General features: G+C 67.4%; 20 protein-coding genes and 3 pseudogenes. 10 read left to right on the forward strand and 13 right to left on the reverse strand.

The genetic code is table 11. The features are described 5' to 3' along the window. The first annotated feature begins 136 nt into the window (after positions 1-136). Positions 137-692: pseudogene (locus AC3IYJ_RS38210) on the forward strand (histidine phosphatase family protein). Positions 693-775: 83 nt separating this feature from the next. On the opposite strand, the gene AC3IYJ_RS38215 reads toward AC3IYJ_RS38210, so the two are convergent. Continuing rightward, positions 776-2035 (reverse strand): RNA-guided endonuclease InsQ/TnpB family protein, encoded by a 1260-nt coding sequence (locus AC3IYJ_RS38215; protein ID WP_489399097.1) that lies wholly within the window; start codon positions 2033-2035, stop codon positions 776-778. A gap of 26 nt (positions 2036-2061) precedes the next feature. Between AC3IYJ_RS38215 and tnpA the strand changes: the two genes are divergently transcribed. Beyond that, a complete protein-coding gene (tnpA, locus tag AC3IYJ_RS38220) occupies positions 2062-2490 on the forward strand; it encodes an IS200/IS605 family transposase (RefSeq protein WP_489399098.1) in 429 nt (142 codons plus the stop codon). Between the two features lie 227 nt (positions 2491-2717). After that, positions 2718-3644 carry a hypothetical protein gene (locus AC3IYJ_RS38225; RefSeq protein WP_489399099.1) on the forward strand — a complete coding sequence of 309 codons (927 nt, stop codon included), beginning with the start codon at positions 2718-2720 and terminating at the stop codon, positions 3642-3644. A gap of 1109 nt (positions 3645-4753) precedes the next feature. Here the strand turns inward: AC3IYJ_RS38225 and AC3IYJ_RS38230 are convergent. Both AC3IYJ_RS38230 and AC3IYJ_RS38235 read right to left on the reverse strand, forming a co-directional pair. Beyond that, on the reverse strand, positions 4754-5662 hold the full coding sequence (locus AC3IYJ_RS38230) for a GlxA family transcriptional regulator (protein WP_489399100.1): 909 nt from the start codon (positions 5660-5662) through the stop codon (positions 4754-4756). Positions 5663-5669: 7 nt separating this feature from the next. Next, positions 5670-6269, reverse strand: coding sequence for a cysteine hydrolase family protein (locus AC3IYJ_RS38235; protein WP_489399101.1), 600 nt, complete (start codon positions 6267-6269; stop codon positions 5670-5672). 145 nt (positions 6270-6414) lie between these two features. On the opposite strand from AC3IYJ_RS38235, the gene AC3IYJ_RS38240 reads away from it, so the two are divergent. Further along, a protein-coding gene (locus AC3IYJ_RS38240; protein ID WP_489399102.1) for an IS630 family transposase occupies positions 6415-7487 on the forward strand; the annotation gives its coding sequence in 2 pieces (ribosomal slippage) (positions 6415-6861 and positions 6864-7487; 1071 coding nt in all). Positions 7488-7767: 280 nt separating this feature from the next. Here AC3IYJ_RS38240 and AC3IYJ_RS38245 read toward each other — a convergent pair. From AC3IYJ_RS38245 to AC3IYJ_RS38265, 5 genes are all read right to left on the reverse strand, one after another. Beyond that, positions 7768-8016 (reverse strand): hypothetical protein, encoded by a 249-nt coding sequence (locus AC3IYJ_RS38245; RefSeq protein ID WP_489399103.1) that lies wholly within the window; start codon positions 8014-8016, stop codon positions 7768-7770. A 1621-nt stretch (positions 8017-9637) separates the two neighbouring features. Continuing rightward, positions 9638-9955: a hypothetical protein gene (locus AC3IYJ_RS38250; protein WP_489399104.1), complete on the reverse strand. Its 318-nt coding sequence runs from the start codon at positions 9953-9955 to the stop codon at positions 9638-9640. 357 nt (positions 9956-10312) lie between these two features. Continuing rightward, positions 10313-10684 carry a hypothetical protein gene (locus AC3IYJ_RS38255; RefSeq protein ID WP_489399105.1) on the reverse strand — a complete coding sequence of 124 codons (372 nt, stop codon included), beginning with the start codon at positions 10682-10684 and terminating at the stop codon, positions 10313-10315. 225 nt (positions 10685-10909) lie between these two features. Then, complete coding sequence (locus tag AC3IYJ_RS38260; protein WP_489399106.1) at positions 10910-12145, reverse strand: ThiF family adenylyltransferase; 1236 nt, start codon at positions 12143-12145, stop codon at positions 10910-10912. Further along, positions 12142-12813, reverse strand: coding sequence for a hypothetical protein (locus tag AC3IYJ_RS38265; protein ID WP_489399107.1), 672 nt, complete (start codon positions 12811-12813; stop codon positions 12142-12144). The genes AC3IYJ_RS38260 and AC3IYJ_RS38265 overlap by 4 nt, the downstream gene beginning before the upstream one ends. A 324-nt stretch (positions 12814-13137) precedes the next feature. Here AC3IYJ_RS38265 and AC3IYJ_RS38270 point away from each other — a divergent pair, with 324 nt between their 5' ends. Further along, the gene (locus AC3IYJ_RS38270; protein ID WP_489399108.1) at positions 13138-13416 is read left to right on the forward strand and encodes a hypothetical protein; all 279 of its coding nucleotides are present in this window, start codon (positions 13138-13140) and stop codon (positions 13414-13416) included. Between the two features lie 109 nt (positions 13417-13525). Here the strand turns inward: AC3IYJ_RS38270 and AC3IYJ_RS38275 are convergent, their stop codons facing one another. Then, the gene (locus AC3IYJ_RS38275; RefSeq protein WP_489399109.1) at positions 13526-13720 is read right to left on the reverse strand and encodes a hypothetical protein; all 195 of its coding nucleotides are present in this window, start codon (positions 13718-13720) and stop codon (positions 13526-13528) included. A 357-nt stretch (positions 13721-14077) separates the two neighbouring features. On the opposite strand from AC3IYJ_RS38275, the pseudogene AC3IYJ_RS38280 reads away from it, so the two are divergent. From AC3IYJ_RS38280 to AC3IYJ_RS38290, 3 genes and pseudogenes are all read left to right on the forward strand, one after another. Beyond that, positions 14078-14212: pseudogene (locus AC3IYJ_RS38280) on the forward strand (IS4 family transposase); the annotation flags it as partial. A gap of 443 nt (positions 14213-14655) precedes the next feature. Next, positions 14656-16647, forward strand: a complete 1992-nt coding sequence (locus tag AC3IYJ_RS38285) for an N-acetylmuramoyl-L-alanine amidase (protein ID WP_489399110.1) — start codon at positions 14656-14658, stop codon at positions 16645-16647. Between the two features lie 629 nt (positions 16648-17276). Beyond that, entirely contained in the window at positions 17277-18248 is a 972-nt protein-coding gene (locus tag AC3IYJ_RS38290; protein WP_489399111.1) for an SDR family oxidoreductase, read from the forward strand. On the opposite strand, the pseudogene AC3IYJ_RS38295 reads toward AC3IYJ_RS38290, so the two are convergent. Further along, a pseudogene (locus tag AC3IYJ_RS38295) lies at positions 18239-19286 on the reverse strand (helix-turn-helix transcriptional regulator). The gene AC3IYJ_RS38290 and the pseudogene AC3IYJ_RS38295 sit on opposite strands and share 10 nt — an antisense overlap. Positions 19287-20446: 1160 nt before the next feature. On the opposite strand from AC3IYJ_RS38295, the gene AC3IYJ_RS38300 reads away from it, so the two are divergent. Both AC3IYJ_RS38300 and AC3IYJ_RS38305 read left to right on the forward strand, forming a co-directional pair. Then, positions 20447-21651, forward strand: a protein-coding gene (locus tag AC3IYJ_RS38300) for an IS3 family transposase (RefSeq protein WP_489399112.1) whose coding sequence is annotated in 2 segments (ribosomal slippage) — positions 20447-20687 and positions 20687-21651 — 1206 coding nt in all. Because the reading frame shifts where the segments join, the coding sequence is not laid out codon by codon here. A 247-nt stretch (positions 21652-21898) separates the two neighbouring features. Beyond that, positions 21899-23149 (forward strand): MFS transporter, encoded by a 1251-nt coding sequence (locus tag AC3IYJ_RS38305; protein WP_489399113.1) that lies wholly within the window; start codon positions 21899-21901, stop codon positions 23147-23149. 16 nt (positions 23150-23165) lie between these two features. Here the strand turns inward: AC3IYJ_RS38305 and AC3IYJ_RS38310 are convergent, their stop codons facing one another. The 3 genes from AC3IYJ_RS38310 to AC3IYJ_RS38320 form a co-directional block, all read right to left on the reverse strand. Further along, positions 23166-23306 carry a hypothetical protein gene (locus AC3IYJ_RS38310; protein ID WP_489399114.1) on the reverse strand — a complete coding sequence of 47 codons (141 nt, stop codon included), beginning with the start codon at positions 23304-23306 and terminating at the stop codon, positions 23166-23168. Positions 23307-24167: 861 nt separating this feature from the next. Next, on the reverse strand, positions 24168-25004 hold the full coding sequence (locus AC3IYJ_RS38315; protein ID WP_489399115.1) for a carbon-nitrogen hydrolase family protein: 837 nt from the start codon (positions 25002-25004) through the stop codon (positions 24168-24170). A gap of 8 nt (positions 25005-25012) precedes the next feature. Next, positions 25013-25795, reverse strand: a complete 783-nt coding sequence (locus AC3IYJ_RS38320; RefSeq protein ID WP_489399116.1) for a flavin reductase family protein — start codon at positions 25793-25795, stop codon at positions 25013-25015. Between the last annotated feature and the right edge of the window lie 339 nt (positions 25796-26134).

A 26134-nucleotide genomic window follows, 5' to 3' on the forward strand; every position in this document is an offset into this window, starting at 1 on the left:
GGACGGGCGGACCAACCATCGCCTCGTGCACTCCGAAGCCAGTTCAGAACCGAACCCGGAGGGTGATGAGTCCGTCGGCTGCGCAACCACATGGCGCTTGCCGCCGTCCATCCAGACGTTGACGAGATCATGACCCCTGACGGAGGACTCGCCCAGCCGTCAGGCCGTCCTGCTCGGAGAGCGGCTCCGCGGGGCCCCTCTCACGGCGATCCACCATGGCCCGCTCGCGCGCGGAGCAGACGGCGCAGCTGGTCGGCGAGCAGCTCGACGGGGTTCCCCTGCGGCGTTCCGGACCGGCCGGCGACTACATCCCCTACATGCCGCAGCGCGAGGAGCTGCCGCCGGAATCGGCCGACGCCATGCTCGGTCATCTGGCCCGGTTCCCAGCAGAGGAACGCGAACAGGGCCCCGGCCTGGCCCAGGAGGCCCTCGCACGGTTCACGGGGCCCGTCGCCGGCGATGAGCCGTGCCACGAACTCGTCGTCACCCACAACTTCCTCATCGGCTGGCTCATCCGGGCCGCCCTCGTCGCACCGACGTGGCGCTGGATGGGCATCAACCACGCCAACGCCGCGCTCACCGTCATCCGCTACGCGCCCGGCCGACCGCCGTCCGTTCTCCTCTTCAACGACACCGGCCACCTCCCCGCCGACCTGCGGTGGACCGGTTTCCCGCCCGACCTCCACATCTGAGAGCGGCGATCCGCCATCGCCGGCAGTGAACTTCCCGGGCCTGAACGTTGAAGTGCAGCCAGCCACGGTCGTGTTTGTGATCTTTAGGTGTGCAGGGCTGCATTGACATCCTCGCCCACCCAAAGGAGGGCGATTCCCGTCTGGCCCGCCGTTGTCCGGCGGGGCTCCGGGTGGGTCCCTGCTTCTCTGCGCTGTGCCGGGACAAGTCCCGGTCTTACCTGCGCTCGACAGGCTGACACCGCCAGTCCGGCGGCCTTGGCGACGTTGACCGCCGCGTTGATGTCCCGGTCAAGGACACACCCGCACGCCTCGCACGTCCACTCCCGGACGTGCAGGGGCTTGGGGCCGTCCTTGACGCCGCACTGCGAGCAGACCTGAGAGGTCGGCTCGAAGCGGCCGATGCGGTGGAAGGTGCGCCCGTACCGGGCGGCCTTGTACTCCAGCATCGCGACGAACGTGGCCCATCCGGCGTCGTGGACGGACTTGGCCAGGCGCGTCCGGACAAGTCCCCTGACCGCCAGGTTTTCCACTGCGACCGCTTGGTTTTCGCGGATCAGCCTGGTGGGGAGCTGGTGGTGGAACTCGCGCCGTGCGTCGGCCACCCGTGCGTGAGCACGGGCGACCTGGATGCGGGCCTTGGTCCGGTTGCTGCTGCCCTTCGCCTTACGGGCGAGGCGCTGCTGTTCGCGCTTGAGTTTCTTCTCGGCCCGGCGCAGGAAGCGGGGGCTGTCGATCTTCGTGCCGTCGGAGAGGATCGCGAAGTGCGACAAACCGAGGTCGATTCCGACCATGGCGTCCGTGATGGGCAGCGCCTCGGTCTCGGTATCGACCACGAACGAGGCGAAGTAGCGGCCGGCCGCGTCCTTGACCACGGTCACCGTGGACGGCACAGAGGGCAGGGTGCGGGACCACTTGACCCGCACATCCCCGACCTTGGGGAGCCGCAGCTTCTGGCTTGCCGTGATCTTCCATCCGGCGTTCGCGGTGAACCTGACGGCCTGCCGGCTGTCCTTACGGCTCTTGAACCGAGGCAGTCCCGTCTTGGGGCGCTTGCCCTTGAGGCCCTCGAAGAAGTTCCGGTATGCAGTGTCCAGGTCCCGGAGGGACTGCTGGAGGACCACGGAGGAAACCTCGCCGAGCCATGTGCGTTCCGGCGTCTTCTTTGACGCCGTGAGCTGCCTGGACAGCTCACCCGACGGGACGAACGCCAGCCCCGCAGAGCGGGCGGTCTCACGTACGCGAAGCGCATCGTTGAAAACCACACGCGCACACCCGAATGCCCTGGCCAAAGCGATGTGCTGAGGACCGTTCGGGTACAGGCGGAAGCTGTACCGGAGTTGCACGTGGATCACCGTACTACAGTTGGCTTATGTCACCACGATGGAACCCAAACCCTGACGTACGCACCGGCCGACACGTCGTCCACAACCTGCATGTCCATTTGGTTTTCATCACGAAGTACCGGCGCAAGGCCATGACCGATGCCATGCTGACCCGCACCGAAGAGATCATGCGAGAGGTCTGCGCCGACTTCGAGGCCGAGCTGAAACAATTCAACGGCGAGGACGACCACGTGCACCTGCTGGTGCACTACCCGCCGAAGGTCCAGCTCTCCAAGCTGGTCAACTCGCTCAAGGGCGTCAGTTCCCGAAGGCTGCGCCAGGAGTACAGCGCGCATGTCCGCCGATACCTGTGGGGCGGACACTTCTGGTCCGGCTCCTACTTCGCAGGGTCCTGCGGTGGCGCACCACTTACCGTGGTCAAGCAGTACATCGACAACCAGAAGCAGCCCACCTGACCGTTACCCCGGAGGCGCAGCGAACTCAGGCGCTTCGCGCCTCCGGACCAAGGATGGCCTTCACCCCCGCCCTAAAGCAGAGCACTGGCCAAGATCAGAGGTAGAGGCGGACGATCCTTTCCTCGTCTTGCCCCCACCCCGCCCGACCAGCGCCTTCAACCCTGTGCGAGAGTCGGCGCTCGGCGCACGGGTGGGGAGCTCGCGCCCAAGGGGAGGGAACTGCATTCATGTCCGAGCCGTCGGATTTTGTCGCCCGATTGCGTGCGGAGCAGCAGGCTCCTGGGCGTGGTGAAGCTCTGCGTCTGGACCGTCGTACTCGACGCCGCCGGGGAGTGTTGGCGGCCGGGGCCGCCGCGCTCGCGCTCGCTGCCGTCGGGGGTTGGATCGTGAACTCGACCGGCAAGCGGCCCGCCGACGAGCCGTATGCCGCGCAGATGCTGAAGGAGGAGATGTGGCCGCCGGAATGGCCGGCCACGGTGCGGATGCCGTTCCGTGGTTCGCCGTCGGCCGCATGGGCCGGCGGCGCTGCCGGTATCGATCTTCCGGTGGCGAAGGCCGCCGGCACGCTCACTTCCGTGCAGGTGGGTGACGTGCTGCGCAAGACCCGTGAGCTGCTGGTCGAATCGAACCTGACCCCTCGCACTCTGCTCGGCGCGCAGCCCGGTGCGGAAGTGGAGGAGGTACTCGGGCAGTCGGGTGGAAGGCGCAGTCCGCTGTGGTTCTTCACGCGCTTCGACCCGGCGGAGGTCGCACTGCACGACACCGTGATCAAGACGCGCGGCACGATGACCTACGAGGCCTCGCCGGCGGGTGAGCTGGTGGTGCACGCCGACTACACCTTCGTCTATCCGCTGGTGAAGCAATCGGGCGGTACAGAGGTAGTGCCGGGAGCCGAGGAGGTCACCCGGGTCGTCGTCCGACGGCGCCTGGAATTGGTGGCGAGCAGTGAGGGACGCCTGAGCGTACGCGAAGCGCAATGGCGGGCTGCCAACGACGACTGCCGTGTGCCGGAAGACGGCTACCTCCACCCGCTCTTCGCGAAGGAGCGTGCCAACGCCCCGAAGTGGCCCGTATTCGATCCCTACGACACCGACGGTCAACTCGTCGGCAGGGACGATTCCGGTCGTAAGTGCGCGACCCCGAAACAGACGTAACCGCCACACGAACCGTGCACCACAACTGAGCGGCTCCTGCAAGATCGAAAACAGCGTGCGATGCGTGACTTGAGGCGCGTGGAGTCTGCGCGACCAAGGGGGAGGCAATTCACCGGTGAGGAACGTAGGAGGGCCGGCCGCCGCGACCGCGGTCGCAATTGCTGTGCTCGTGATGGCCGGCCGTGCACCGCAGCCGCAGTCCACGAACGACAAGGCTGCCGGCGCACCTCGGCCGGTGCCTTACGCCGGTGTCGAAGAGTTGCCGGAGGCGCTGGCAGCGGATGGCACAACGATCGTGGTGGGCGACCCGGCCGCGACAACCACCGTCCAGCTGTACGAGGACCCAGCTGTCCGGTCGTCGAGGAATTCGAGGCAACCGGCGCCCCAGCGCTCCGTGCCATGACGCTGCGCCGCGAGGCCAGGGCCGAGTACACCCTCGCGTCCTTCAGGGACGACCGCGTGGGCGGCGACGGATCGAAGAGGGCGGTCAACGCCCTGCGCGCGGCGCTCGACGCGGGCAAGTTCACTGAGTACCACGCCGTGCTGTTCGAGAACATGGCGAAGAATGAACGCGCAGGCGGATACACCACGGCCTCCCTGCTGGACCTGGCCGCCCAGGTCCAAGGGCTACGGAACGAGAGTTTCGACTCCGCCGTGGAGATGATGAAGTACAACGACTTCGTCGCCGCATCGGAGAAGACGTACGAGGCAGCCGGAGGCGTCGCCCCACGTGGGCCTGGTACCCCACGGTCGCCATCGACGGTACGCAAATCACGAGCGCCCAGTACGGCTGGCTCTTCGAGAAGAAGTCGTTCAACCAGCTCCTGCACTCAGCGCGCAACTAGCCACAGACCGGGGCTTCAACCTCGACACGTCAACGATGGCCTACACCGTCGTGGGGCGTGCTTCGAGGGTCGGGGGCGAGGAGCGGATCGAAAGGTTTCCGGCCTCACCCAACGTCACACAACAGCTGATCCAACCCGAGAGAAGGCGGTGACGCCCCAGTCCCGTAAAGGCAGGTCGTTTTGTGGCTTCTCTGCACTGATCGGCCCCGGCAGGTGGGCAGGGAGGCAGTGGTCGTGCGCTGGGGCGTTGGGTTCGCTGGCAGGTTAGGCCGTGCGGGCGCGGAGGCGGCGCAGCATGCGGGGGTCCTCGAATCCGACCGCGCGGGCAGCGGCATCGATCGTGGCACCTTGGCTGATGAGGTGTTGGGCGTGTTCAAGGCGGAGGGTCTGCTGGTAGCGCAGGGGGGTGAGCCCGGTGGCACGGCTGAAGAGGCGGGTGAGGGTGCGCTCGCTCACGCCGGCGGCCGCGGCGAGGGTCGGCAGGGGGAGAGGTTGGTCGAAGCGGGTGTCGATGAGGTCCTGGGCCCGGTGCACGGTGTCGTCGAGGTGGGACCGGTGCCGGAGCATCGCGCTGGACTGCGGGTCGTGGCCGTTGCGGCGGGCGTAGACGACCATGTCCCGGGCCACTTGGGCGGCGGCGGCCGGGCCGTGCCGGGTCGCGACCAGGTGCAGGGCCAAATCGATGCCGCTGGCGATACCGGCCGATGTGATCACCCGTTCGTCGGCGGTGAACAGGACATCACGGACGACCACCGACCGGGGGTGGCGCAGGGCCAACTCGTCCTGCAGCTCGTGGTGAGTGGTGCAGCGGCGGCCGTCGAGCAGGCCGGCCTGGCCGAGTGCGTCGGCTCCGGCGCAGATGCTGGCCACCGTCCCACCCCGTGCGTGGTGGTCCCGGAGGACCTGGAGGGAGGCCTGGCCGATGGCGGGGCCATCGGCCAGGACACCCGGCCACCAGCCGGGCACCACGATCAGATCCTCGGGCCCGAGCTCGGGCCACTCGAGCTCCGCCAGCAGCGGCAGGCCCTGGGCGGTGGAGACCCGCGGCTGCTCGGCGACGTAGGCGAGCGTGTAGGCGTGCCCGAAGTCGGCCGCGGTGGAGAACACCTGCGCAGGGCCGGCCAGGTCCAGCAATTGGACTCCGGGAACCAGGAAGAAGACGATGAGGCTCACGATTCGGTCATCGTACGGGTTCCGCCGTGGCCTCCAGCTCGTCGATCGTCGCGATGGTGGCGAAGCGTCCGGCGAGCGCGTACTCGGTGCGCCTGATGACCTCCGCGGACGGCAGCGTGCGGGGGTCGGCAAGCAGCTCGGCGACGCTCTGGTCGGCGGGGGCGTCGCGGTGGGGAATGGGATGCGTCGCGGTCGCGTCGATCACGAAGGTGACCTCGTAGCCGAGATCGCATGCGACGCGGGTAGTCGTCTCCGCGCACTGCTCGGTACGGATCCCGCAGACGGTGAGCTCGCGGATGCCGTGCCCGGTGAGGAGCTGCTGGAGGTTGGTGGTGGTGAAGGCGTTGTGCGAGGTCTTGTGGATCACCGGCTCCCCGTCCACCCGCTCCAGCTCCGCCATCAGCCGGACATGGCCGAGGGCCGGGTCGAAGACATCGCCGGTACCGGGCTCGGAGTGCAGCACCCACACCACCAGGTCCCCGGCCTGCCGGGAGAGCCGGACCAGGCGGTTCACCTTCTCGGCGATATTCGGGTCGGAGATCGTTTCCCACAGCGGCTCGGCGCGGAAGGACTCCTGGACATCGATGACGATCAGTGCTCGGTTCATGTCCCCAAGCCTGCCCCGCGTGGGCTCTGGGAGACAGGCCGCACCGGGTCCGGCAGCGGACCGATCCGGTCATCAGGGGGTTACTGAGGATTTCGGGTTGTCGTCGGGTGGTGACGGTTCATGATCCTTGCGGTATGCAGGTGGTATGCGTTATCCGGAGGGTGGGGGCCTGACTGCTGAGCGTCGGGCGTTTCGTGAGGGGATCCGGCTTCAGGCCGGCGAGCGGTTCGTGGCGGGTGAGAAGACCGCCGTGATCGCGAAGGAACTGCGGGTGAGTGTGCGGTCGGTGGAACGCTGGCGTCGTGCCTGGCGCGAGGGCGGCATCGAGGCCCTGCGCTCGACGGGCCCGGCAAACTCCCCGACCGTCACCAATACCCAGTTCGCCGTGCTCGAGGAGGAACTCGGCAAGGGCCCCTCAGCGCACGGCTTCGAGGATGAACGCTGGACCTTGGTCCGGGTCCAGACGGTGATCCGTCGCCGGCTGCGGCTGACGCTGTCGGTCGCGACGGTGTGGCGGCTGCTGAAACGGCACGGCTGGTCCTGGCAGGCGCCCGCCCGCAGAGCACTCGAGCGCGACGAGCACGCGATCGAGCTGTGGAAGAAGGAGGTCTGGCCGCAGGTAAAAGCCTCGCGGCGGCGTCCGGGGCATGGCTCGTCTTCGAGGACGAAGCCGGCTTCTCCATGACTCCGCCGCGTGCCCACACCTGGGGCCGGCGCGGACACACCCCCGTCATCCGCGTCCGCGGCCGCTCCCGCCGCCGGACCTCGGTCGCCGCCCTGTGCTGCTACAAACCCGGCGAGCCGAGCCGCCTCATCCACCGGCCCCGCAACCATCTCCTGCTCAAGGGCGCCCGCAAGAGCTTCTCCTGGCAGGACTACCGCGACCTGCTGGTACGGGCACATATCCAGCTCGGCGGACCCATCGTGGTGATTTGGGACAATCTCAACACCCATCTGGCCGCCGGGCTGAAACGCTACGAAGCCGAACACGACTGGCTCACCACCATCCGCCTCCCGGCATACGCACCAGACCTGAACCCGGTCGAAGCCGTCTGGTCCCTCGTGCGCAGAGCCACGGCCAACACCGCCTTCGGAACCCCAGACGACCTCGACCGCAAACTCCGCCGCGAGTTACGCAGAATCCAGCTCCGACCCCACCTTATCGACGGCTGCCTCACCGCCACCGGCCTGGCCATCAACCCACCGACCCCACCCTGAAAACCTCAGTAGGTGCTGAAGCAACACGGGCAAGGGGCGCGAGACACTGCGAGGGATCTGTGTGCGGCAGCCGGTGCCGTCCCACTTCACACGCATTTGATCAATCAAAGTTACGCGCCTCGGAATCATTCAGAAGGCGTCGGCCTGCCCGCTGCGGAAGGCGAGGGTCAGGTCGATGCGCAGAAAGTGCAGTCAACACGCCACTGCGTACACGGTCCGGGCCGCGACGGCGTCCAGCCGGCCACCACGACGGGTGGCCGCGGCGGTTCCGCGGGTCTGCTCATGCCGCTCTCCGTTCCGTGAGGGCGAGCGCGCGGGCCGCGCGGCGCAGCGCGACCGCGCCGGTGCGCTGCGCGGCGGGGGACTCCCAGTACGGGTGGGTGTGCAGAGGCCGGGACAGGATGATCAGCCGGCGGCGCTGCGTGGTCGTCCCGGTCGTGGTGCCGCTCTGGGCGAGTTCGGCGTAGGCGGCCGGCTCCGCCCGTTGGAGGGCAAGGAGATCGTCGGGGAAACGGGATGGCGCTCTCACCCGTCTATTGGGGTGTGTGTTCGATTTTTGTGGGAAGTCGCCTCGCGGACCCCGAGGGCGGGCGCGGGCGACCGGTGACGTCGCCGGAAGAGGGGGCGCGGGTCACATTGGGGAGGGTTGCGGGGCTTGAGGTGCGGCGGTGTAGCGCGTGCGCGAAACGGGCGGGGAGTCGACGGGCGACGAGTCCGGCCAGGAGGCGGCGGCCGAGTCGGCCCGGGAGTCGACTCCGCGCCGCCGGATCGGTGGGCGCCTACTGGCGGGCTGGGTGGCCGGCACTAGCCGTCGAGGCGGCGCAGGCCTTGGCCGCGACTGCACGGGTCGCCCTCCGGCTCCGCCGGGGCCGGGGCGGGCGCCCGCGCAGCTAGCCGAATCGGCGGGTTCCCGGGCCGCATGGCCTGCCCGGGAGCCTGGGGGTGCCGCCGTTGGTGGCGCCCCCAGGCTGGCACCTGCTTAGGAGCCCCGCGGTTCACCCGTTCGCGTGGTCCCGGACCTCGCGGACGCGTAGGCGGCTTGTACCGTTCGCCAACGTCAGCTGTCGGGTCGGCCCCGGGGCGCTGGGCGACTCTGTGTTGTTCCTGGACTGGCACGGCGACGGGGGCAGTCCTTGTTCGGGCGTACGACGTGCCATCGTGGCGAGCGGTCCGCTGCGCCAGCAGTTCACGTCTTCCCACGCCCGTCGTCCGGATCTCCCTACCCAGCAACCGCCACCCGCCGACTGACCCCGCAGGCGCCAACGCCAAGTTATGCAGCGTCCACTGACAGATCAGTGAACGACACCTCGTTGTTCCCGCCATACCCGCCGTTATAGGCGAACAAGCCGACCGAGAACTGTGAAAGGCCGGTTTCAACCGAAGTGACTCGCTGTCCATTCACCAGGAAAATCAAGCGAGACTCCCTCACTTTGACCATGAGACTGTTCGATGAGCCAATTTCACGGTTGATCGCTGAGTTGAATTTGGGTTCCGACTGCTCTGCGGCACTCGGTCCGTAGGTTTGCCACTCCCCAGACCGCAAGATGGCAAATATGTAGCCGTCGATCGACTCTGACGACAAGGTTATCCCTAGTTTTTCGGGAGAGTTGCCACTAACCCACTCGGCTTTGACTGAGATATTCTCACGGTCGGATATGGATATGTTTGGCCCCCGGCACGTTCCGTCATCGCCTTCCATGTGAAGGCCGTCAGCTTCTATTTTGCAGCCGGAATCATTGATTGGCCAATTAGGGTCGTGGTGGGATGAGGTCAGGGGATCCGCAAATACTTGCCCAGCGTTGGAAGGCGGATTGTGAGCGCCTGGATTCACTGTGGCCACTTTTGGCCCACTTGTCCCTTAATCATCACCGAGGTTAGGGGGCCCATGAGGATCCAGGGCGCCTTTCGGGGTCTCTGTCTGGCTCTCTGCTGAGGCTGCCCGGAAGGCTTCTCTGACGGCCTACTGTGCCTAAGCCCCACCTTTTCTCGGATTCGGTCCAGTGGGGTATCCATCTACTTCTCCTGGTCGGCCCTCGCGTGTGTATTCACACCCTCATCCGGCCATTTTCCGCGACTCGGGACTTTCGCCGCATGGAGCCCGTCAAATGGCCACAGGCGTTTTGAGTTTTAACAAACAGAAGGCAGGTTAGTCAGCCCCGACGGAGAGCGGCCTGACCGTTCTCCGGCTCATGGAAGGCATAGTGCAGGGTCCCGTCCGCTGACGGAGTGAGAGTGATTCTGACGTCGACGCAGTCGGATGCGCCTTCGGCGGTAATCTGTTCCTCCACTGCCAGGCTCTCGTGGGTCCGCGAGATGAGCACCCAGTGGCCGCTGCAGTCGAGCGTGGGATATTTGACCGTTGCCACGATCTCCCCGACCGCGCCGCCCGAGTACACGACTTTCACAGGGTAGTAGATGCTGTCCCCCTGCTTCACGGTCCCTTGCCAGGCCCCCTCGTAGAGAAACACGGATGGCGCGGACTGCGTTGGCTTCGTGCTGGCGGAGGCAGTTGCCGGCGGAAGATTGTGGCGGACTGCCGTCTCGGATCCGCCGTTCAGTATCCCGGTGAAAAAGAGAAATCCACCAGCCAAAAGAGCTGTAGCAATCAGTAAGAACAGCCATGGCCTTGCCGGTCTCGTCCGCCGCCCTTGAGGTGCGTGATGTGCTTGTGGCGGCTGTCGGGGGTGGCTGCTTCTTAGCCCGATCTGTTCCCGTATCCTGTCGAGAGGAGTGTGCATCTTACTCTCCTGCTCAACTCGCGACTCAATGGGTTTTGCTGCGGCACAGGTAAATCCGGTGCCAAACCCTCGCTATTCGAGGATGGATCAGAGTGTGGGATCAACGTCAGGCGCCGTCGAACTCTTGTCGTGGTCTATCGATAGGGCTGATTTTGTGCCCCATGCGTCGGCTTTCTGATAGCGTAGAGTGGTGAGAAGTTTTGCGAAGGCCGTTCCCTCTTGAGTGGTCAGCGGTGACATTCTGTTCGTGCCGCACACTGGGCAGCCCGGATTAGGATGTACGCGCACCCAAACGCTTTGCGGGGCGTGCTGATGACTCATGCCGTCAAACAGTTTGGGGAAGAACTCCCAGCCGGGCACGGTCGAGATGAGGCCGAGAGTGCGATCCTGGGCCACCAATGGCTTGAGATGGGCTCCTGCGGGGGAGTCCGGCCCGGCTAGCAGTCCGATGGCGGTCATAGCGGCTACCTCGGTGACCAGGTGGATTGCGGGGCCAAGAGCGGCTTCACCAACAAGCCGCCCATGCATGCCATAGTCGGGGTCCGGGCGATAACCAGTGATTGAGCTGCGTTCGCCGACCGCACATGACCAACAAGCGGTGTTCGCAGCGGGGACGCTGATCACGACTTCACCGGCCGCGGCTACCTTGTACAGCGCGCAGGAGACGAGCGGGATGCCGGCGGCCTATGCGTGGTGGGCAAGCAGTGCTTGCTCACCCATGTCGTCGGTGGCCGCAATGACAAGGTCGACGCCATCCAAGAGCGCGTGGAGGTCGAGCGCACCGAGGGGCTCTGTGTACCCGGCGACGCGGACCGCAGGGTCAATCGAGCACAACCGCCGGGTGAGCGCGTCCGTTTTGGCTGTGCCCACGTCTGCAGCCGAGTACACAGTGCGAGCCAAGTTCGACGGCTCGACCAGATCCGGGTCGATGACGGTTAGCGCGCCGACGCCGCAGCGCACCAGGTCTTCGGCGATCCGACTGCCGACCGATCCCGCACCTGCGAGAAGGACCTGGCGCTCGGCGAGCGTGCCGATCAAGGGCCACACACGATCGGTGGCTCCGTCAATATGGCGTCCGGTGGCTGTCCGGACCAGGGCAGTGAGCTGTGGAGCGGCCGGGGCGATCGGATCCCAAGGAGAAGACAACGACAGCAGGGCAGGAAGCTCGTCGGTGTGGTTCTCCGTTGAGACAACCGCAAGTGGGCCAACTTGGGGGTAATCGGGATCGATGAACAGCGCGGCGGGTCGCTCGGCTTCCAAGGGGACGACCAGTCGCGGTCGCCTGTTCACTCGTACCACGGTGGGAAGTGGTGTTAGCTGCCGGGATCGCGGAGGATACCGGGACGGCAGCCACGCACGTACATCGGTTGCCGAGGGCAGTACGACGCCACCACCAGCAAGATCGGCAGCGATGGGCACCACCTCGCCACGAGCTGGTATGAGCTGGGGCGAACCCTCGTTGGCCCGGCGCAATACGTGCAGCGACATCCGATGCTGGCCGCCTACCGGCAGGTCGGCCACGCGCGGGGCCCCTCTGGTGACGACTGCGATGACCAGAGCATCCAGGTGCGGATTGAGGGCGAGCGCTTTGGTGGTGGTCGAAACGTCCAAGGGGGAGGGGTCGGGGACACCTTCCGGGTGGGAGTGAACAGTCCCTGCGAGTGTTCCGTGTTCTGCCGCCTCAAGCTTGCCAACAGTCGCAGAGAGCTCGCGGCTGATCTGCCAACTGACTCCGGTATAGCGGCCATGAGTGTCCTCGACGAGAAGGTACAGGAGATCACTGACGGCCAGCAGGGCTCCACCCCGCTCTGGCGGCACCGCGGCAAGGCGTGCACAGATGGCATCGAGAACACCGTCGGTAAGACGGACGATCGCAGTCGTCGCCCGCGCCGCATGCCGGTCGGTGGCGATGGCACTCATAGGCTGAAGCCCGGGTTGAGCCCGCTCATTCTGCAGGCGGTGTAGAACATCCATTTCGCTGCCTGGGTGCGCACTGCGGCAAGGTCGGCGGCGGGCTTCCCCCTCGGGCCGCAGATGATGGGGATTTTCTGTCCGCCGAGGTAGGCATTGATCATGTGGGGCAGGTGGCCGAATTCGCTGTCCATGTCCGGCTGTAGCACGGAGATCCGATAGAGCCCTCCATCGGGCGGTGAGCGGAAGGCGAAGAAGACGAACCGGGGCAAGTCTTTGAAGGGTGGGTTGAACCGGAAGACCCAGCCGGCGATCAGCTCGGATGTGACCGGCTCCCAGTCCTCGACGTTCTGCGGGTCCAGGCGGCGCAGCAGCGCGGTGTCGGCAGTGGTGGGTCCAGGATTCACAGCGGCCATGACTTCTGGTGGCAGCTGTGACAAGGGCTGCCGTGGCTGCTCAGGCTTGACGACTTCAAGTCTGCCTTTGGGGCCCAGTACGACCTCGGTGCCTCCTGTTCGGCCCTCCTCAGCCGCACGCAGCTGTTTCGCTATGTCCTCCCATGTGGCGCCTGCCATCGTGCCTTCCGGCAGCTTGCTCAGGGGGACGGAGTCGGCCAAGCCGTCTTCCGACTCGGGGCTGGTGGGATAGAGGCGCCCGTCTCGGGCTTCGAGGTCCACGTATACGATCTGGCCGGTCTCAGGGTCGTGCACCGGGGTAAGTGGGATTGGTTCTCGGATTCCCATCCGGGCCTCCTGCTCAGCGCATCCCCCGCTGGACGCCCCTGCGGCCACGGAAACGCTGCTATGTACCACGCTAAATATACTGATTGCCCGAATCAACCCCTTTGGGAAGTTAAAGGGTCACCCATCTCCCAGGCCGCCACTGTCCGCCTCGCAGAGCCCGCCCCCTGCGACGCGCTGCACTTGACAGGGGCGGCTCGGCTGTCCTGATCGGCGAGGATGGTGTCGTCGTCCGTCGCTTCGGCTACTTCCCTGGCGAGGGTGTGCAGCACCTGGAATTGGGAGAACCGCTCGCGTACGAGCAGCAGCGGCGCGCCGCTGCTGGGTCTCCCCGCTCTGGCAGCCGACCACGTGGACACCGAGGAGGACGCCGACGAATGGATGTGGGAGTTCCTCGACCTCGCGCCCAAGCTGGCCGGCGCCTTGGGGCTGACCCCTCTGTCCATCGATGCCTCGACACCGACCCGGGGCACCGGCCAACTCGCTCTGACCGAGTACGGCCACCGACTGGTTGCGCCGCTCGGAGCACTCGGACGGTGACCGAAATGACGTGGCATCGCAGGCGAATGCCCGCGAATACCGTGTGGAGTTGCGTCAGCTCTTCTGATCGAGGGCGCGGGTCAGGTCGCGGTTGGCGGCTCGGGCGGCTTCAAGTGCCGGAACGGCTCACGCTCCCCGGGTCGACGAGGACGCGTTCGTGCGGAGGGCTTTGCAGCGGTGTCGTCAGCTGTCCGAGCCACAGGGCGTGGAGGACGACGGGAAGAACCTCGATGGGGTCGCCGGCCGCTTCGGCGCCGTCGATGAGCGGCCGGGGCTGCGCGAACGCGCCGAGCGTGGCCTCCATCAGGCCAGTACGCCCCTGGTTCCGAGGATGTGGTCAGCAGGAGGCGGGGTGATAGGTCACTCCACCACGGTCTTGTGGTTGCCGTCTCGGGCGGGCACTTTCGCAATGGATACCCAACGGATCACGTAAACCGGATCAGCGCGGTCCGGCTGCAAGAGTGCGCCCTTGACGAACCGTTGCGCTCCCTCCTTCGCCCATGCCCGGTCGGATACTCCGCGGGCAGAAAAATTCGTTGCAGCAGATTTCTCGCGTACCCGGGCGGCCAGGCTTGCAACCTCGATCTCTCCACTACGAGGTTCCTGATGCGGTTGAAGAGGTGGCCGGTCCATGCCGACTCGGCCGGGGGAATGCCCGACGACGCATTACGCGATTCGCAACCTCATGCATCAAGCCGCTGATGGAGCCGGCCTCGACCCGGACCGGATGTCCTTGATCCGCAGTCTCCGCGTCGTCCGCCGCCTGGTCACGGACCAAGCGGCACTTTCCCCCTGACCGCATGGCCACCGCCCTGGTTTGAGCTCTCGCCGAGATTGCCGAACGGCCCAACCCGGCCCGGCACCGCACCTGCACCTGTGCCGTTGGACGGCATCGCCTCAGCCCGCACCGCATCAAATACCCCTACGACATCAACAACCAACATTCCGGACTATCCATCCTTCAACTCGCAAACCCAGCTATTTGAGCGGCATTGCTACCGAACCCGGAACGATCCAGGAAGCCGGGACCCCGGTCACTGTGGAGGTCGCCGACGCCCGGTGACCCGCACCAATCTGTGGCTACCCTCCCCGCAGCCACCCGAACGGGCATGCCTATCGTTGACCGTCTGTCCACCGTGCTCGGGCACAACCCCCTGGGCCGGTCAGCAGGGTTGAGGGATACAAGGGACGAATCGGGCTGAAGTCCTCATGGGCTGACGCCACGGGGAGGAAACACGCATGCACGTGAGAGGAAAGCTCCGGGGCGCACCGATGGCCGCTGCCACCGGTCTTGTGCTCGCCATCGGGGCGAGCGGCGGGACTGCCTCCGCCTCGGGCCCGGCCCAGCCGCGCCCTGACGCAGTGGCGACGGTGGCCAAGCCCGCCTCGGAGTACGCCACCCACATCACCGACGTGGAGATCGCGGACTCCCGGGGGCGCCTCGCCGCCGCCGCGCCCGCCCAGGACGGCGCGATACAGCTGTCCGAGCAGACCACCGACCCCTTCTCCTTGCTCGGGCTGTCCTGGAGCAAGGGTGAGCAGCTCGCCGCCGACGCCTCCGCGGAGGCCCGGTTCCTGAAGAACGGACGCTGGAGCGACTGGCAGCCCGTACCGCTCGACGTGGAGGAGGGCGGGGCCTCCGAGGGCACCCGTACCGGCACCGTGCCGTTCTTCACGGGCCAGGCCAAGGGCGTGGAGCTGCGGCTGAAGGGGACCGACCGGGCGCCCAAGGGCTTCCGGATGACCCTGCTCGGCTCTCCCGAGGTGCCGGCTTCGAGCTCCGCGCGGAGCCTCGCTCCGTCCAGCGGCGCTCCGGCTGCCCGGGCGCTCGGCGCGGCGGGAGCACCGGCAGTCAAGACCCGTGCCGAGTGGGGGGCCAAGGAGACCAAGCCGGACGGCACTGCGATCGATTTCAAGCCGACCGGCGCGGCGCAGGCGATGTTCGTCCACCACACCGTCAGCGGCAACACGTACGCGAAGGAGGAGGTCCCCGAGCTCCTCCGCAACATCCAGAACTACGACCTCGTCACGCTCGGCTACGAGGACATCACCTACAACTTCATCACCGACCGCTTCGGTCAGGTCTGGGAGTCCCGCAAGGGCAGCCTCGACGCGGGGCCCGGAAAGATGAACGTCGGCATCAACTCCGCCGCCACGGGCATCTACAACGCCGACACCCTCGCCGTCGCCGTGCTCGGCAACCACCAGCCTGGCGAGCCGGGCTACGAGCCCGTGGGCGATGCCGCCCTCAACGGGCTGGCGGACGTACTGGCCTGGAAGGGCAGCCAGTACAAGCTCGACCCCAAGGCCAAGGTGACCCTGGCCGCAGGGACCAATCCCACCATCGACGTCATATCCGGACATCGTGACGTCCTCGCCACCTCGTGCCCCGGTGACTCCCTTCACGCCGAACTCCCGCGGCTGCGCACGATGGTCGCCGACCGCATCGCGGCCCGTCCGGGCTTCGACCAGATGACCGAGCGGATGACCTCCCTCTCCCTCGACAGCAGCGGCCGCACCGGCATCGCCGCCATCGCGAAGGACGGCACCCTTCAGGGTTACGTCCCCGGGCCGGACGGCACGCTCGTCTACTCCCGCAAGCTCTGGCCGGACACCAGCTGGAGCAGCATGAAGCAGATCATCGGCGGAGACTTCACCGGCGACGGCCGCGGCGACCTGGTCGCCCTCTGGAACGACGGATCCATCTGGGTGTACCCGGGTCAGGCCGACGGCGCCTTCGGGCCCGGCAAGCGCATGTGGGTGGACAACTCCTGGCGGACCATGGCGCGCATCACCCCCGCCAAGAACCCCACCACCGGCCGGGACGGGCTGCTCACCATCTGGAGCGACGGTTCTCTCGTCGCCTACGACTCCCGTGCGGACGGCACCCTGTCCCCTGATGCCCGCAACCTGTGGCAGGACAAGTCCTGGGGCACCATGTGGAACCTGGTCACCGGTGACTTCCTCTCCAACGGGAACACCTCCATCGCCGCCGTCTGGAACGACGGGACCTTCCGCCTCTACCCCGGCACGCCCCAGGGCGGGCTCGCGGGCAATTCCCTCCCGTTCTGGAGCGACCGCTCCTGGCGGACCATGCACTCCCTGTACCGCGGGGACTTCAACGGTGACGGCAAGGCCGACATCGTGGCCCGCTGGGCCGACGGCACCCTCCACCTCTACCGGGGCACCGGAACCGGCAGCATCGGCGAGGGCACCTCGATGGCTCCCTGATTCCCGGCCCTGATCTCTCCGTGACACCGTGAAGGCCGGTGCCCACCCTTACCCGGGTGGGCACCGGCCTTCGTGGGGGTGTGTCCGGATCCCCGTACCCCGGCAGAATGTGGAGGTGGACTCTGACCGGACGGTCTGCAGCCCGTGCAAGCCGAACACCTCGCCGCTCGACGGCTGCGCGCCCAACGCGACCACACAGTGACGGACACCACTCCACTGCTGATCAGCCATGCCCAGACCGTACGAGGAGCTGCTGACAGCGAGCCAGCCAGGTGCTGTGCACGCCTGCAGGACAACTAGAACGCTCACAGGAGCCAACTACAAGGTTCTGACCGGGCTTCCGTGACGGGCACGCCAGGCTGGACGAACACGTCCACCCTGGCGACGCGTCACGAAACCACGTGAGCAGCGCGAACCGTCATGCTGAAAGCAGCCGTGGCCGGTGCCAGGAGGAGTCTTCACGGAAGTACGGTCAGAACCTCGTGGTTGGCCTCGATTCGCGTTCTAGATGGCCCGCATGTTGACGATGCCCGCACACCTGCGGTGTGTGCACGGTGGTCGCGGTGATGCGCGCCACTCCCGGTAAAGGGTGACGCGTTCTGTCAGTTTTGACACGAACGATGGATGACATGAACAACGAGGGCATCACCACCCAGAAAATCGCTCAGCCGAGCTCGGCGGGTCCGCTTGCGGGCCGGGTCGTGCTCGTGGCGGGCGCTACCCGCGGGGCGGGACGGGCTCAGGCCGTGGAGCTGGGCCGGGCCGGCGCGACCGTATATGTCACCGGCCGTACCACCCGAGCCCGGGCCAGCGAGGTCGGCCGGACCACCGAGACCATCGAGGAGACCGCCGAACTCGTCACCGCAGCAGGCGGCACCGGGATCGCGGTTCCCACCGACCATCTCGACGAAGCCCAGGTACACGCCCTCGTCGAGCGGATCGACCGGGAGTACGGGCGGCTCGACGTCCTCGTCAACGACCTCTGGGGCGGCGAGCACCTTCTCGCCACCTCGGTGTTCGGGAAGAAGAGCTGGGAGACACCTCTCGCTGACGGCTTGCGGATCCTGGATCTCGGCGCGCGCTCGCACGTGATCACGGCGGCGCTGCTGCTCCCATTGCTGATCCGCTCCGACGCGCCGCTGCACGTGGAGGTAACCGACGGCACCGCGCACTCCAACCGCCGCTACCGGGAGAACATCTACTACGACCTGGCGAAGAACGCCCCGATCCGCCTCGCGTTCGGGCTGGGCCAGGAGCTGGCTGAGTACGGGGGCGCGGCCGTCGCGGTCTCGCCGGGCTTCCTGCGCTCGGAGCAGATGCTCTCCCACTTCGGTGTGAGTGAGGAGAACTGGCGTGACGCGATCGCCCAGGAGCCGGCGTTCGCCATCGCGGAGTCCCCGTACTACCTGGCCCGTACGGTCGCGGCGCTGGCCGCCGACCCGAACCGCGCGAAGCGGTGGAACGGCAAGTCCACCTCCAGCGGGGAGCTTGCCAGGGTGTACGGGGTGACGGACGTGGACGGCAGCCGGCCGGACGCCTGGGCCTACTTCGAGGACGTCGTCCACGGCGGCGGGGAAGGCTCCCCCGAGGACTATCGCTGATCCTTGATTTCCGCGTCCTGAGGGTCGGCCCGGTAGAGGGCGGCCAAGGCCGCCGCGCGCTCACGGAAGCGGGCGCGCAGGCGGGCCGGGGCCAACACCTCGGCGTCCGCGCCGAGCCGGGCCAGCTGGTCGAAGGCGACGTCCTCGGACTCCGTCGGCAGGTCCAGGGTGACCAGACCGGCGGGGTCCGGGGCACTCGCGGAGGCGAGCGCGTCCGCGACGGCGGCCCCGTCCACGACGGCAGGCAGCCGCCGCAGCCCTCGACCGGTCAGCCGGATCGTGACGGTGGTGCGCAGCAGGGTGCGGGCGAAGGCGGCCGAGCTGGCCTCCCAGTGCGGCCAGCTCGAAGGCCGGGTCGCGCACGAACGGTTCCTCCGCGCCGGGAGCGGGGCCGAGGGCGGTGATCCGGTCGACACGGTAGGTACGCCAGCCGGCGTCTTGACCCTCCTGCTCACCGGGTATGCGGGCCACGGCGTACCAGGTGCCGGCCTTCAGCACGAGCCCATACGGCTCGACCACCCGCGCCAGGGGAGACAGGGGTGCGCCGGCCCGGCCCGGCCGCGCGTACGACAGGTGGACGGCCCGGTCCGCCCACACCGCGCGGGCCAGCTCCGGCAGCAGTTCTGGAGTGGCGGGTTCGCGGAACCAGGTTGGGGCGTCGAGGTGGAATCGGCGTACCGAGGACTCGGCGGCCTGGCGTACCGACGGGAGCAGGGTCGCGGTCAGCTTCAGCCGCGCGGTTTCGGCCGCGCCAGACAGTCCCAGATCCTGCAACGCGGAGGGCAGACCGGACAGGAAGAGCGTCTCCGCCTCGCTCGGATGGAGCGTGGTGAGCCGGGTCCGGTATCCCGCGGCGAGGAAGTACCCGCCCACCCGGCCCCGCTCCGACCGGACGGGGACGCCGGCCTCCTGCAACGCCTGGGCGTCGCGAATCACGGTCCGCTCGGAGATTTCCAGCTCACGAGCGAGAGCGGCCGCGGTCAGGCCGGGGTTCGACTGGATCAGGAGAGCCATACGGATCAGACGGGCGGCACGCATACTCAAAGGATCACCGACCCGACGAGCAAACGGGATCTCTTGCCACTGCCGGTCTACCGGGGACGGCCCGAGAACTGGGCGGGGTACCTGGTTGTGACCGTGCTTCCGTGAATGCCCGTCCTGGCACCGGCCAGGGCTGCTTTCAGCATGGCGGTTCGCGCTGCTCACGTGGTCACGTGACGCCTTGTCAGCCTGGACGCGGTTGTCCGTCCGGCGTACCCGTCACGGAAGCCCGGTCAGAACCAAGTACGACGCTCAGTGTCGAGTGACAGCGATCTTTGAGCGTGTGCCACCCAACTTTGAGTGGCACACGTCACTGCCTGCCTGCCTGCCTGCCTGCCTGCCTGCCTGCACGCTGGCGCACGGCTAGTGCCGGTGGTGCTGGCGCGGATGCCAGGGATGGCGCAGATGACAAAGCGGGGCCTGGCCCTCCGCTCGGATGGCAGGAGATGAAGGCCGCGCCGTAACGGCCAGCGCGCTACTTGCGAGCCTTGGACCCGATCAGGCGCGTAGCAGTCCAGTCCGTAGCGGCGGAGACGGGCTTCGCCGGGTCCAGCCGGGCACTCTCTCGCGCATGGCACGAGCCAAGCAGAAGCATGATCGCCACACCATGCGACCAAGAACAGGGTGATCAGACTTCTTTGCGGTGACACGAACCCACTGATGATCAATCTTCGATGGCAAAGATCCAAGTTCGCTTGACACAGGACCCTCAGTCACACGGACGTGCGATCCGGCTACCCGGCCGCGCCGGGACCTGCCCGCCCTCCTCGACCGGCATGTGCCCCTGGGCCCGTACCAGAGGGCGGTGCGCCTGGGCGTGCGCCGCGTGGACTTGGACCAGGTCGTCAGGCTCGGTTGGGTCGCCCTGGTGGAGATCGATTACAAGCGACAGGGCGGTGTTACCACGGTGCCGCTGTACTCCGGTGAGTCCGTAGCCCTGCTTCCTGTCGTTCGACTCGTTCGACCTCATGTCGCTTGGCGGGCGGTGTACGCCGTCCGTGCGGGCCGCCGCTCTCCGCTCGCTGCCCTGAATCCGGTTGTCCCGGGCCGGGACAGGGTGCTGCTGGGGGAAGTGGGCCGGGCAGCGGTGAGGTGATCCCCGTGGTGTGGACACACCTGACAATGGATCTTGTTGATCCTGGAAGGTGTAAATCCACGTGGCAAGGCCCTCGAAGTACAGTGCGGAGTTCCGGTCCGACGCGGTCGCGTTGTGGCGGGCCTCGGCCGGCAGGCGGACGTTTCGGGACGTCGCGGCCGATCTGAACGTCAACCCCGAGACGCTGCGGACCTGGGTGCGTGACGCCGAAGACCGTCCGGTCGCCTCCGGCGCGTCGCAGGACACCGAGGCCGAGCTGGCCCGGCTGCGGGCGGAAAACGCCAGGCTGGCCAAGGCGGAGAAGGAATGGCAGCTCGAGCGGGAGATCCTGCGACGGGCAGCCGCCTATTTCGCGCGGGAGATGAAGTGAGGACCGCCGCTTGGGACTTCGTCTCCGCCCACGCCGAGATGTACGGCATCAAGCGGATATGCCGGGTACTGGAAGTTTCCCGCTCGGGCTACTACCGGTGGATCGCCGGCGCCCAGGCGCGGGCCGAGCGGCAGGGAACCGAGGACGCCCTGGTCGCCGAGATCCGCGAAATCCATGCCGAACACCGCGGAAACTACGGCGCGCTCCGAGTCCATGCCCAACTGCGGGGCTTTGGGTACACGGTCAACCGCAAGCGCGTGGCCAGGCTGATGCGCAAGCACGGCATCGTCGGCCGCCACCTGCGGAAAAAGAAGCGCACCACGATCCCGGACCGCCTGGCGCCGCCGGTGCCAGACCTGCTCCAGCGGGACTTCACCGCCGGCACGCTGGACGAGAAGTGGTGCGGCGACATCACATACGTGCAGGTCGGAACCGCATGGCTCTACCTCGCTTGCGTCATCGACATCCGATCCCGCCGGGTACTCGGATGGTCGATGGCCCCGCACATGCGGGCCGAGCTCGTCATCGACGCACTCCAGGCCGCGGTCGCGACCCGCGGCGGCGACGTCACCGGAGTGATCTTCCACGCGGACCGCGGATCGCAATACACCTCGGCCGCGTTCGCCCAGGTCTGCGATCGGTACGGCATCCGCAGGAGCATGGGCCGGGTCGGCTCCAGTTACGACAATGCCCTGGCCGAGAGCTTCTGGCAGGGCCTGAAACGAGAAACGATGCACCGGAAGCTGTTCTCGACGTTCCGTCAGGCGAGGCTGGAGATCTTCCAGTGGCTCACCTACTACAACGCCCGCCGACGCCACAGCGCGCTGGACTACCTCTCCCCAATGGAGTTCGAACAGCAGCACCACAAGACAGTTAAACTCTCACTCGCAGCATGACCCCTGTGTCCACATTCCGGGGGTCACCTCAGCGGTGATGAACTACCTGTTGTTTGTGAGTCTCGGTGGAAGCACGGTTCTGCGGGTCACGCCGTATCGGGTGGTGTCTGTTTCCCGCAACAGGTCGGCATGGACTCTGCGGGCCGTTGTGCCCGAAAGGGGTAGCGCCGAGGTAGGCCAAAAGCCAGGGGCGCGCGATTTTGGGGCAGCTGCGGCGGGTTCTGCGACCGCTGCTAGCCTGCCGTCCATGATCAAGGGCGGCCTGGCAGGCCGGATAGGCGGCATGGTGGGGGACAGCAGGCCGGAGCGCGTGCTGATCGCCGCCAGTTTCGTCAACCGGGTCGGCAACGGTCTGTTCAACGCGGCGTCGGCGCTCTATTTCACCTTGGTCGTGGGCCTGCCCGCGGTGCAGGTCGGCGCGGCACTCACCATCGCGGGGCTGATCGGCCTGTGCGCGGGGATACCGGGAGGGCATCTCGCCGACCGGCGCGGGGCGCGCACGATCATGATGGTGGCCCTCGCGGTCCAGGCGCTGTCGATGGCTGCCCTCGTCCTCGTCGAGAGCTGGGCCGCGTTCACGATCATCGCGACGGTCGACCAGATCGCCGCGGCGGCCGGTGGGGCGGCCGGGGGCGCTCTCGTGGTCCGGGTCGGGGGTGAACGCCCTGCCCTGTTCCGGGCGAAGCTGCGCACCTTCGTCAATCTGGGCGTCATCCTCGGAACGGTGGGTGCCGGGGCGGCGCTGGCTGCGGACACCCGTGGCGCCTACGTCACGCTGATCCTCGGCAACGCGGCGAGCTTCGCCCTGAGCGCGGCGCTGCTGCTCCTGCTGCCCCGCTATCCGGTGCTGCCGGCGCCGCCGCAGCAGCGTCGTTGGATCGCCTTCTCGGACCGTCCGTTCCTGACGTTCACCGCTCTCTACGGGGCCATGGGACTGCAGTACCCGGTGGTCTCCCTGCTCCTGCCGATCTGGATCTCCGCACACACCGAAGCGCCGCGCTGGACGATCGCCGCGCTGTTCGCGGTCAATGCCGCCTTCTGCGTGCTGATGCAGACGAGGATCGGCTCCCGGATCGAAACGCTGCACGACGGCGGCAGGGCGTTCCGTACCGCGGGGCTGCTCTTCCTCGTGAGCTGCCCGCTGATGGCGCTGGCGGCGTACACCCCGGTCTGGGCGGCTGCGGGACTGGTCCTGGCAGCGATCTTCGTCCACAGCCTGGCCGAGGTCTGGGAGTCCTCGGCGGGCTTCGCCCTCGGCTTCGGTCTTGCCCCCGACCACGCCCAGGGCCAGTACCAAGGACTCCTCGGCCTCGGCTTCAACGCGGGCCAGGCCCTTGCCCCGGCCATCCTGACCACGGTGGTGCTCGGCCTCGGCACCACGGGGTGGCTGCTGCTGGCGCTGTTCTTCGCGGCGCTGGGCGTTTCCGGCCCCTGGCTTGCCCGCTGGGGCATGCGGACCCGGCCGCAACCGGGCGTGGCCGCGGAAGTGACGGGATGACCACGGAGTAGGTGTGTCAGGCCGCCTGGCCGTAGCCGTCCACGCCGGGGACATCGCCGCGCAGCGGACTGAAGTCGATGTCCAGGAGGACGGGTCCCGTGCGTAGGAGCGGAGGGTCGCCCGGAACGAGCCTGAGCTGTATCACCTCGGCATGCATCGGATGTTCTGCACGCCGAAGTTCCGGGCGCCACCGTAGCCACGGCCGCTACCGCACCCGACGATCAGCCACCGCGCCGGGCCCGGCGCCCTCGCGGATTCGGTGCTGTTCCTGGACTGGCACGGCGACGGACACGGCTATCAGCGGCACGAGTACGCCGGATCTCCCACCGTATGACCGCGCCCCAGCAAGGTCCCTGGGCAGCCAGGTGGCGGCCCGCACACGGTTGCTGGGCACGGGCAGTTCTATGAATTCCTCGGTGAGGTCACTGCCGGTGGCGGCGCTGCGGCTGGCCCATGCGCGCAGCGCCACCACGTAGATCCACTCCCCGGTGTCGGTCTACCACCTGCGTACGAGACGGCCGTTCACGGTGCGGTCGAGCAGCAGCACTTGAACCGCCGGCAGCGCAAGGGGCGCAGGTTGTTCGGGGCCGGCGGGGCGGGGCACGGTGGTCAGCCCTGGCCATGCCGCACAGTCTTCTCGATCGGCCATCTGGGAGAAGGGGACTCGCATATTTCCAGACGGTGCTGCCATCGAGTTCTTCGTGCGTGTTCGGTGATCAGGACATCAGCAACATGCCCCGAAGGCCTCACCGCCCTTTTGAAACCGCGCACCATGGCCCTGTAGGGCGGGCAGACCACCTGCGCGATCATGCCCAACCAAGGCGCGCGGGTTCCGCGAATCTGGCCGCAGGAGAAGGGTGAACCGACGTGCTCATCGCCCACTTTGTGTGAGTCGCAGTCGGGTTCGAGAGGCCAACGGCCTTGGGATTCGACGACGCGGAGGAGCCCCTCGGGGGTCTCCTCCGCCGCCTTCCAGACCCGCATACATACGGGCGGGCCGTGCCGAGTACGGGGCGCGTCACACCCTGATGGAGCGGGCGCGCTCCTCGGCCAGCATGTGTAGGAAGCCCCTGACGCGGGCCATTCGGGCGGGGTCCAGCTCGGCGAGGATCGTCTGTTCACCCGAGGCGATCTCGCCCTCCGTCCGGGTGCCGTCAGGCGCGTATACGGCGCTTCCGCCGTTGGTGGGGCGGCTCTCCGGCCCTCCGACAGGGTTGGCGAACACCGTGTAGACCGTGTTCTCCAGGGCGCGGGCGGCGAGGTAGACGGCCGCTCGGTGTTCGTTTCCCGCCGCGAAAGCGCTGGGGCACAGGTAGGCGTGTGCGCCCGACAGGGCGGCAGCCCTGGCGTGTTCGGGGAAGGACATGTCGTAGCAGACGCCGATGCCCAGCCGCCAGCCGGCGACCTCGACCGTCCCCGCCCGGTCGCCGGGGGTGAAGATCCGGCCCTCGTCGGCGTGCCACAGGTGCTGTTTGTCGTAGACCGAAGTGACCTGTCCTTCGGGGTCCACGGAGAGTACGGAGTTGGCGAGCAGCCCGTCGGACCTGCGGACCGCTGCTCCGGTCAGGACGTACGTCCCGGTGCTCGCGGCCGCATCGGCCAGCGGCCCCAAGCGGCCGTCCTCGACTCGGCCGTCGCCGTCGGCCGCGACCTCACAGCGCTCCGGGTCGCCTGCCAAGGTCGGCAGATCGTACGCGGAAAGGTGCAGCTCGGGAAGTACGGCGAGCTCCGCACCCCGCCGGGCAGCGGCCCGAACCAGCTCGGCCGCGCCGCGTGCGTTGCCCGCCACATCGCCGGGGGTGGCCCGGCTCTGCAGGACGGCGAGCCGCAACGGGGCTGAGGGCAGGGCCGTCACGGAACCGCTCATACGGTTGGGCGCCGGTCCAGGAGGCGGGCATGGCCCGGCTTCGCACCCGCGCGCTCCACCTGGACGCGGGCCCCGGGGAGTGGCGGTAGCCCGCCCGGCATGGGCAGGTCGACGAGGAAGTCGCCGTATTCGGCGGACGGGTGCTCGCCCAGGTCCGTCCAGGAGCCGTCGGCGCCGAGCAGGCTCACCCGCCAGACGTCCGGCCCCTGGGCCGTGGGGCCGGTGGCGGCGACGCGAAGGGTGCCGTCCGGGGTGATCTCGGCGGCGGTCACCACGGCCGTGCGGCGCACGGGAGCGCCCAAGGCGTGCATGGGACCGTGCTTCACCAGCGGCCTGCGTTCGGCTTCCGGGAGGTGGGCGGCGACCACCTCGCCCACGAACATGGTGTGCACCGGCAACGGGACCGTTTCGCGTAGTACGCATTCCAGGGCGACCACACCGCCGGTGACCCACGGGGTGTCGGTGGCCTGGGGAGTGCCGAATTCGATCAACTCGGAGCCCGTCTTGTCGACTTGACCCAAAGAGAAGCTGCCCGCGAAGTCCGCCAGTTCCGCCTGCTCCTCGGAGCACAGGGTGAGGCTGAACTCGCCTTGCAGCGGCAGGAGTTCCCGAGTGTCCGCCCGAGGGCTCAGGACGACCGCCGCGTACAGCGGGTCCTTGTTGACGAAATACGACCACTCCGCGGACATCACGTTCACGCCGTGGTCATGGCGGACGGCGACGAGCCCGATGGTGCTCGTCGCCTTCTTCCAGAGCTGTCCGGGTATTTCCAGGGACACGTGCTACCCCCTACTGACTGCAGAGATATCTTCATTGGGCATGGATCCTGCTCACCCTACCCATCAGTCTCTTGTGACACGCCGCCGGTCAAAACCTTTTCTTCCGGAGCCAGTAATTCCGTAGACGTGTTTCAGCCAAGTCCGCCAAGCATCTGTTTTGCGCCAAGATCGACGTGATCTTAATCACTGGCTGATCGTCTTGCTGGCGCAGTGGTCCCCTGGTGATTCTTCTATCCGAACATCCACTCCGATTATCGGAAGGAGGTGCTTTTACATGAAGAAGCCGGTTCGCCGCAACGTGCGCAACAACAAGTGATCTGATGCCTGGCCGGCTGTGCG

This window comes from Streptomyces sp. GL_140, assembly GCF_057834465.1.

What these genes read in the sequence shown, in the direction of transcription:
- AC3IYJ_RS38290 (WP_489399111.1), top strand. Translation starts at nt 17,277, where the DNA reads ATGAACAACGAGGGCATCACCACCCAGAAAATCGCTCAGCCGAGCTCG.
- tnpA (WP_489399098.1), top strand. Translation starts at nt 2,062, where the DNA reads ATGTCACCACGATGGAACCCAAACCCTGACGTACGCACCGGCCGACAC.
- AC3IYJ_RS38285 (WP_489399110.1), top strand. Translation starts at nt 14,656, where the DNA reads ATGCACGTGAGAGGAAAGCTCCGGGGCGCACCGATGGCCGCTGCCACC.
- AC3IYJ_RS38275 (WP_489399109.1), bottom strand. Translation starts at nt 13,720, where the DNA reads ATGGAGGCCACGCTCGGCGCGTTCGCGCAGCCCCGGCCGCTCATCGAC.
- AC3IYJ_RS38255 (WP_489399105.1), bottom strand. Translation starts at nt 10,684, where the DNA reads ATGACCGCCATCGGACTGCTAGCCGGGCCGGACTCCCCCGCAGGAGCC.
- AC3IYJ_RS38310 (WP_489399114.1), bottom strand. Translation starts at nt 23,306, where the DNA reads ATGCATGCCGAGGTGATACAGCTCAGGCTCGTTCCGGGCGACCCTCCG.
- AC3IYJ_RS38225 (WP_489399099.1), top strand. Translation starts at nt 2,718, where the DNA reads ATGTCCGAGCCGTCGGATTTTGTCGCCCGATTGCGTGCGGAGCAGCAG.
- AC3IYJ_RS38305 (WP_489399113.1), top strand. Translation starts at nt 21,899, where the DNA reads ATGATCAAGGGCGGCCTGGCAGGCCGGATAGGCGGCATGGTGGGGGAC.
- AC3IYJ_RS38235 (WP_489399101.1), bottom strand. Translation starts at nt 6,269, where the DNA reads ATGAACCGAGCACTGATCGTCATCGATGTCCAGGAGTCCTTCCGCGCC.
- AC3IYJ_RS38260 (WP_489399106.1), bottom strand. Translation starts at nt 12,145, where the DNA reads ATGAGTGCCATCGCCACCGACCGGCATGCGGCGCGGGCGACGACTGCG.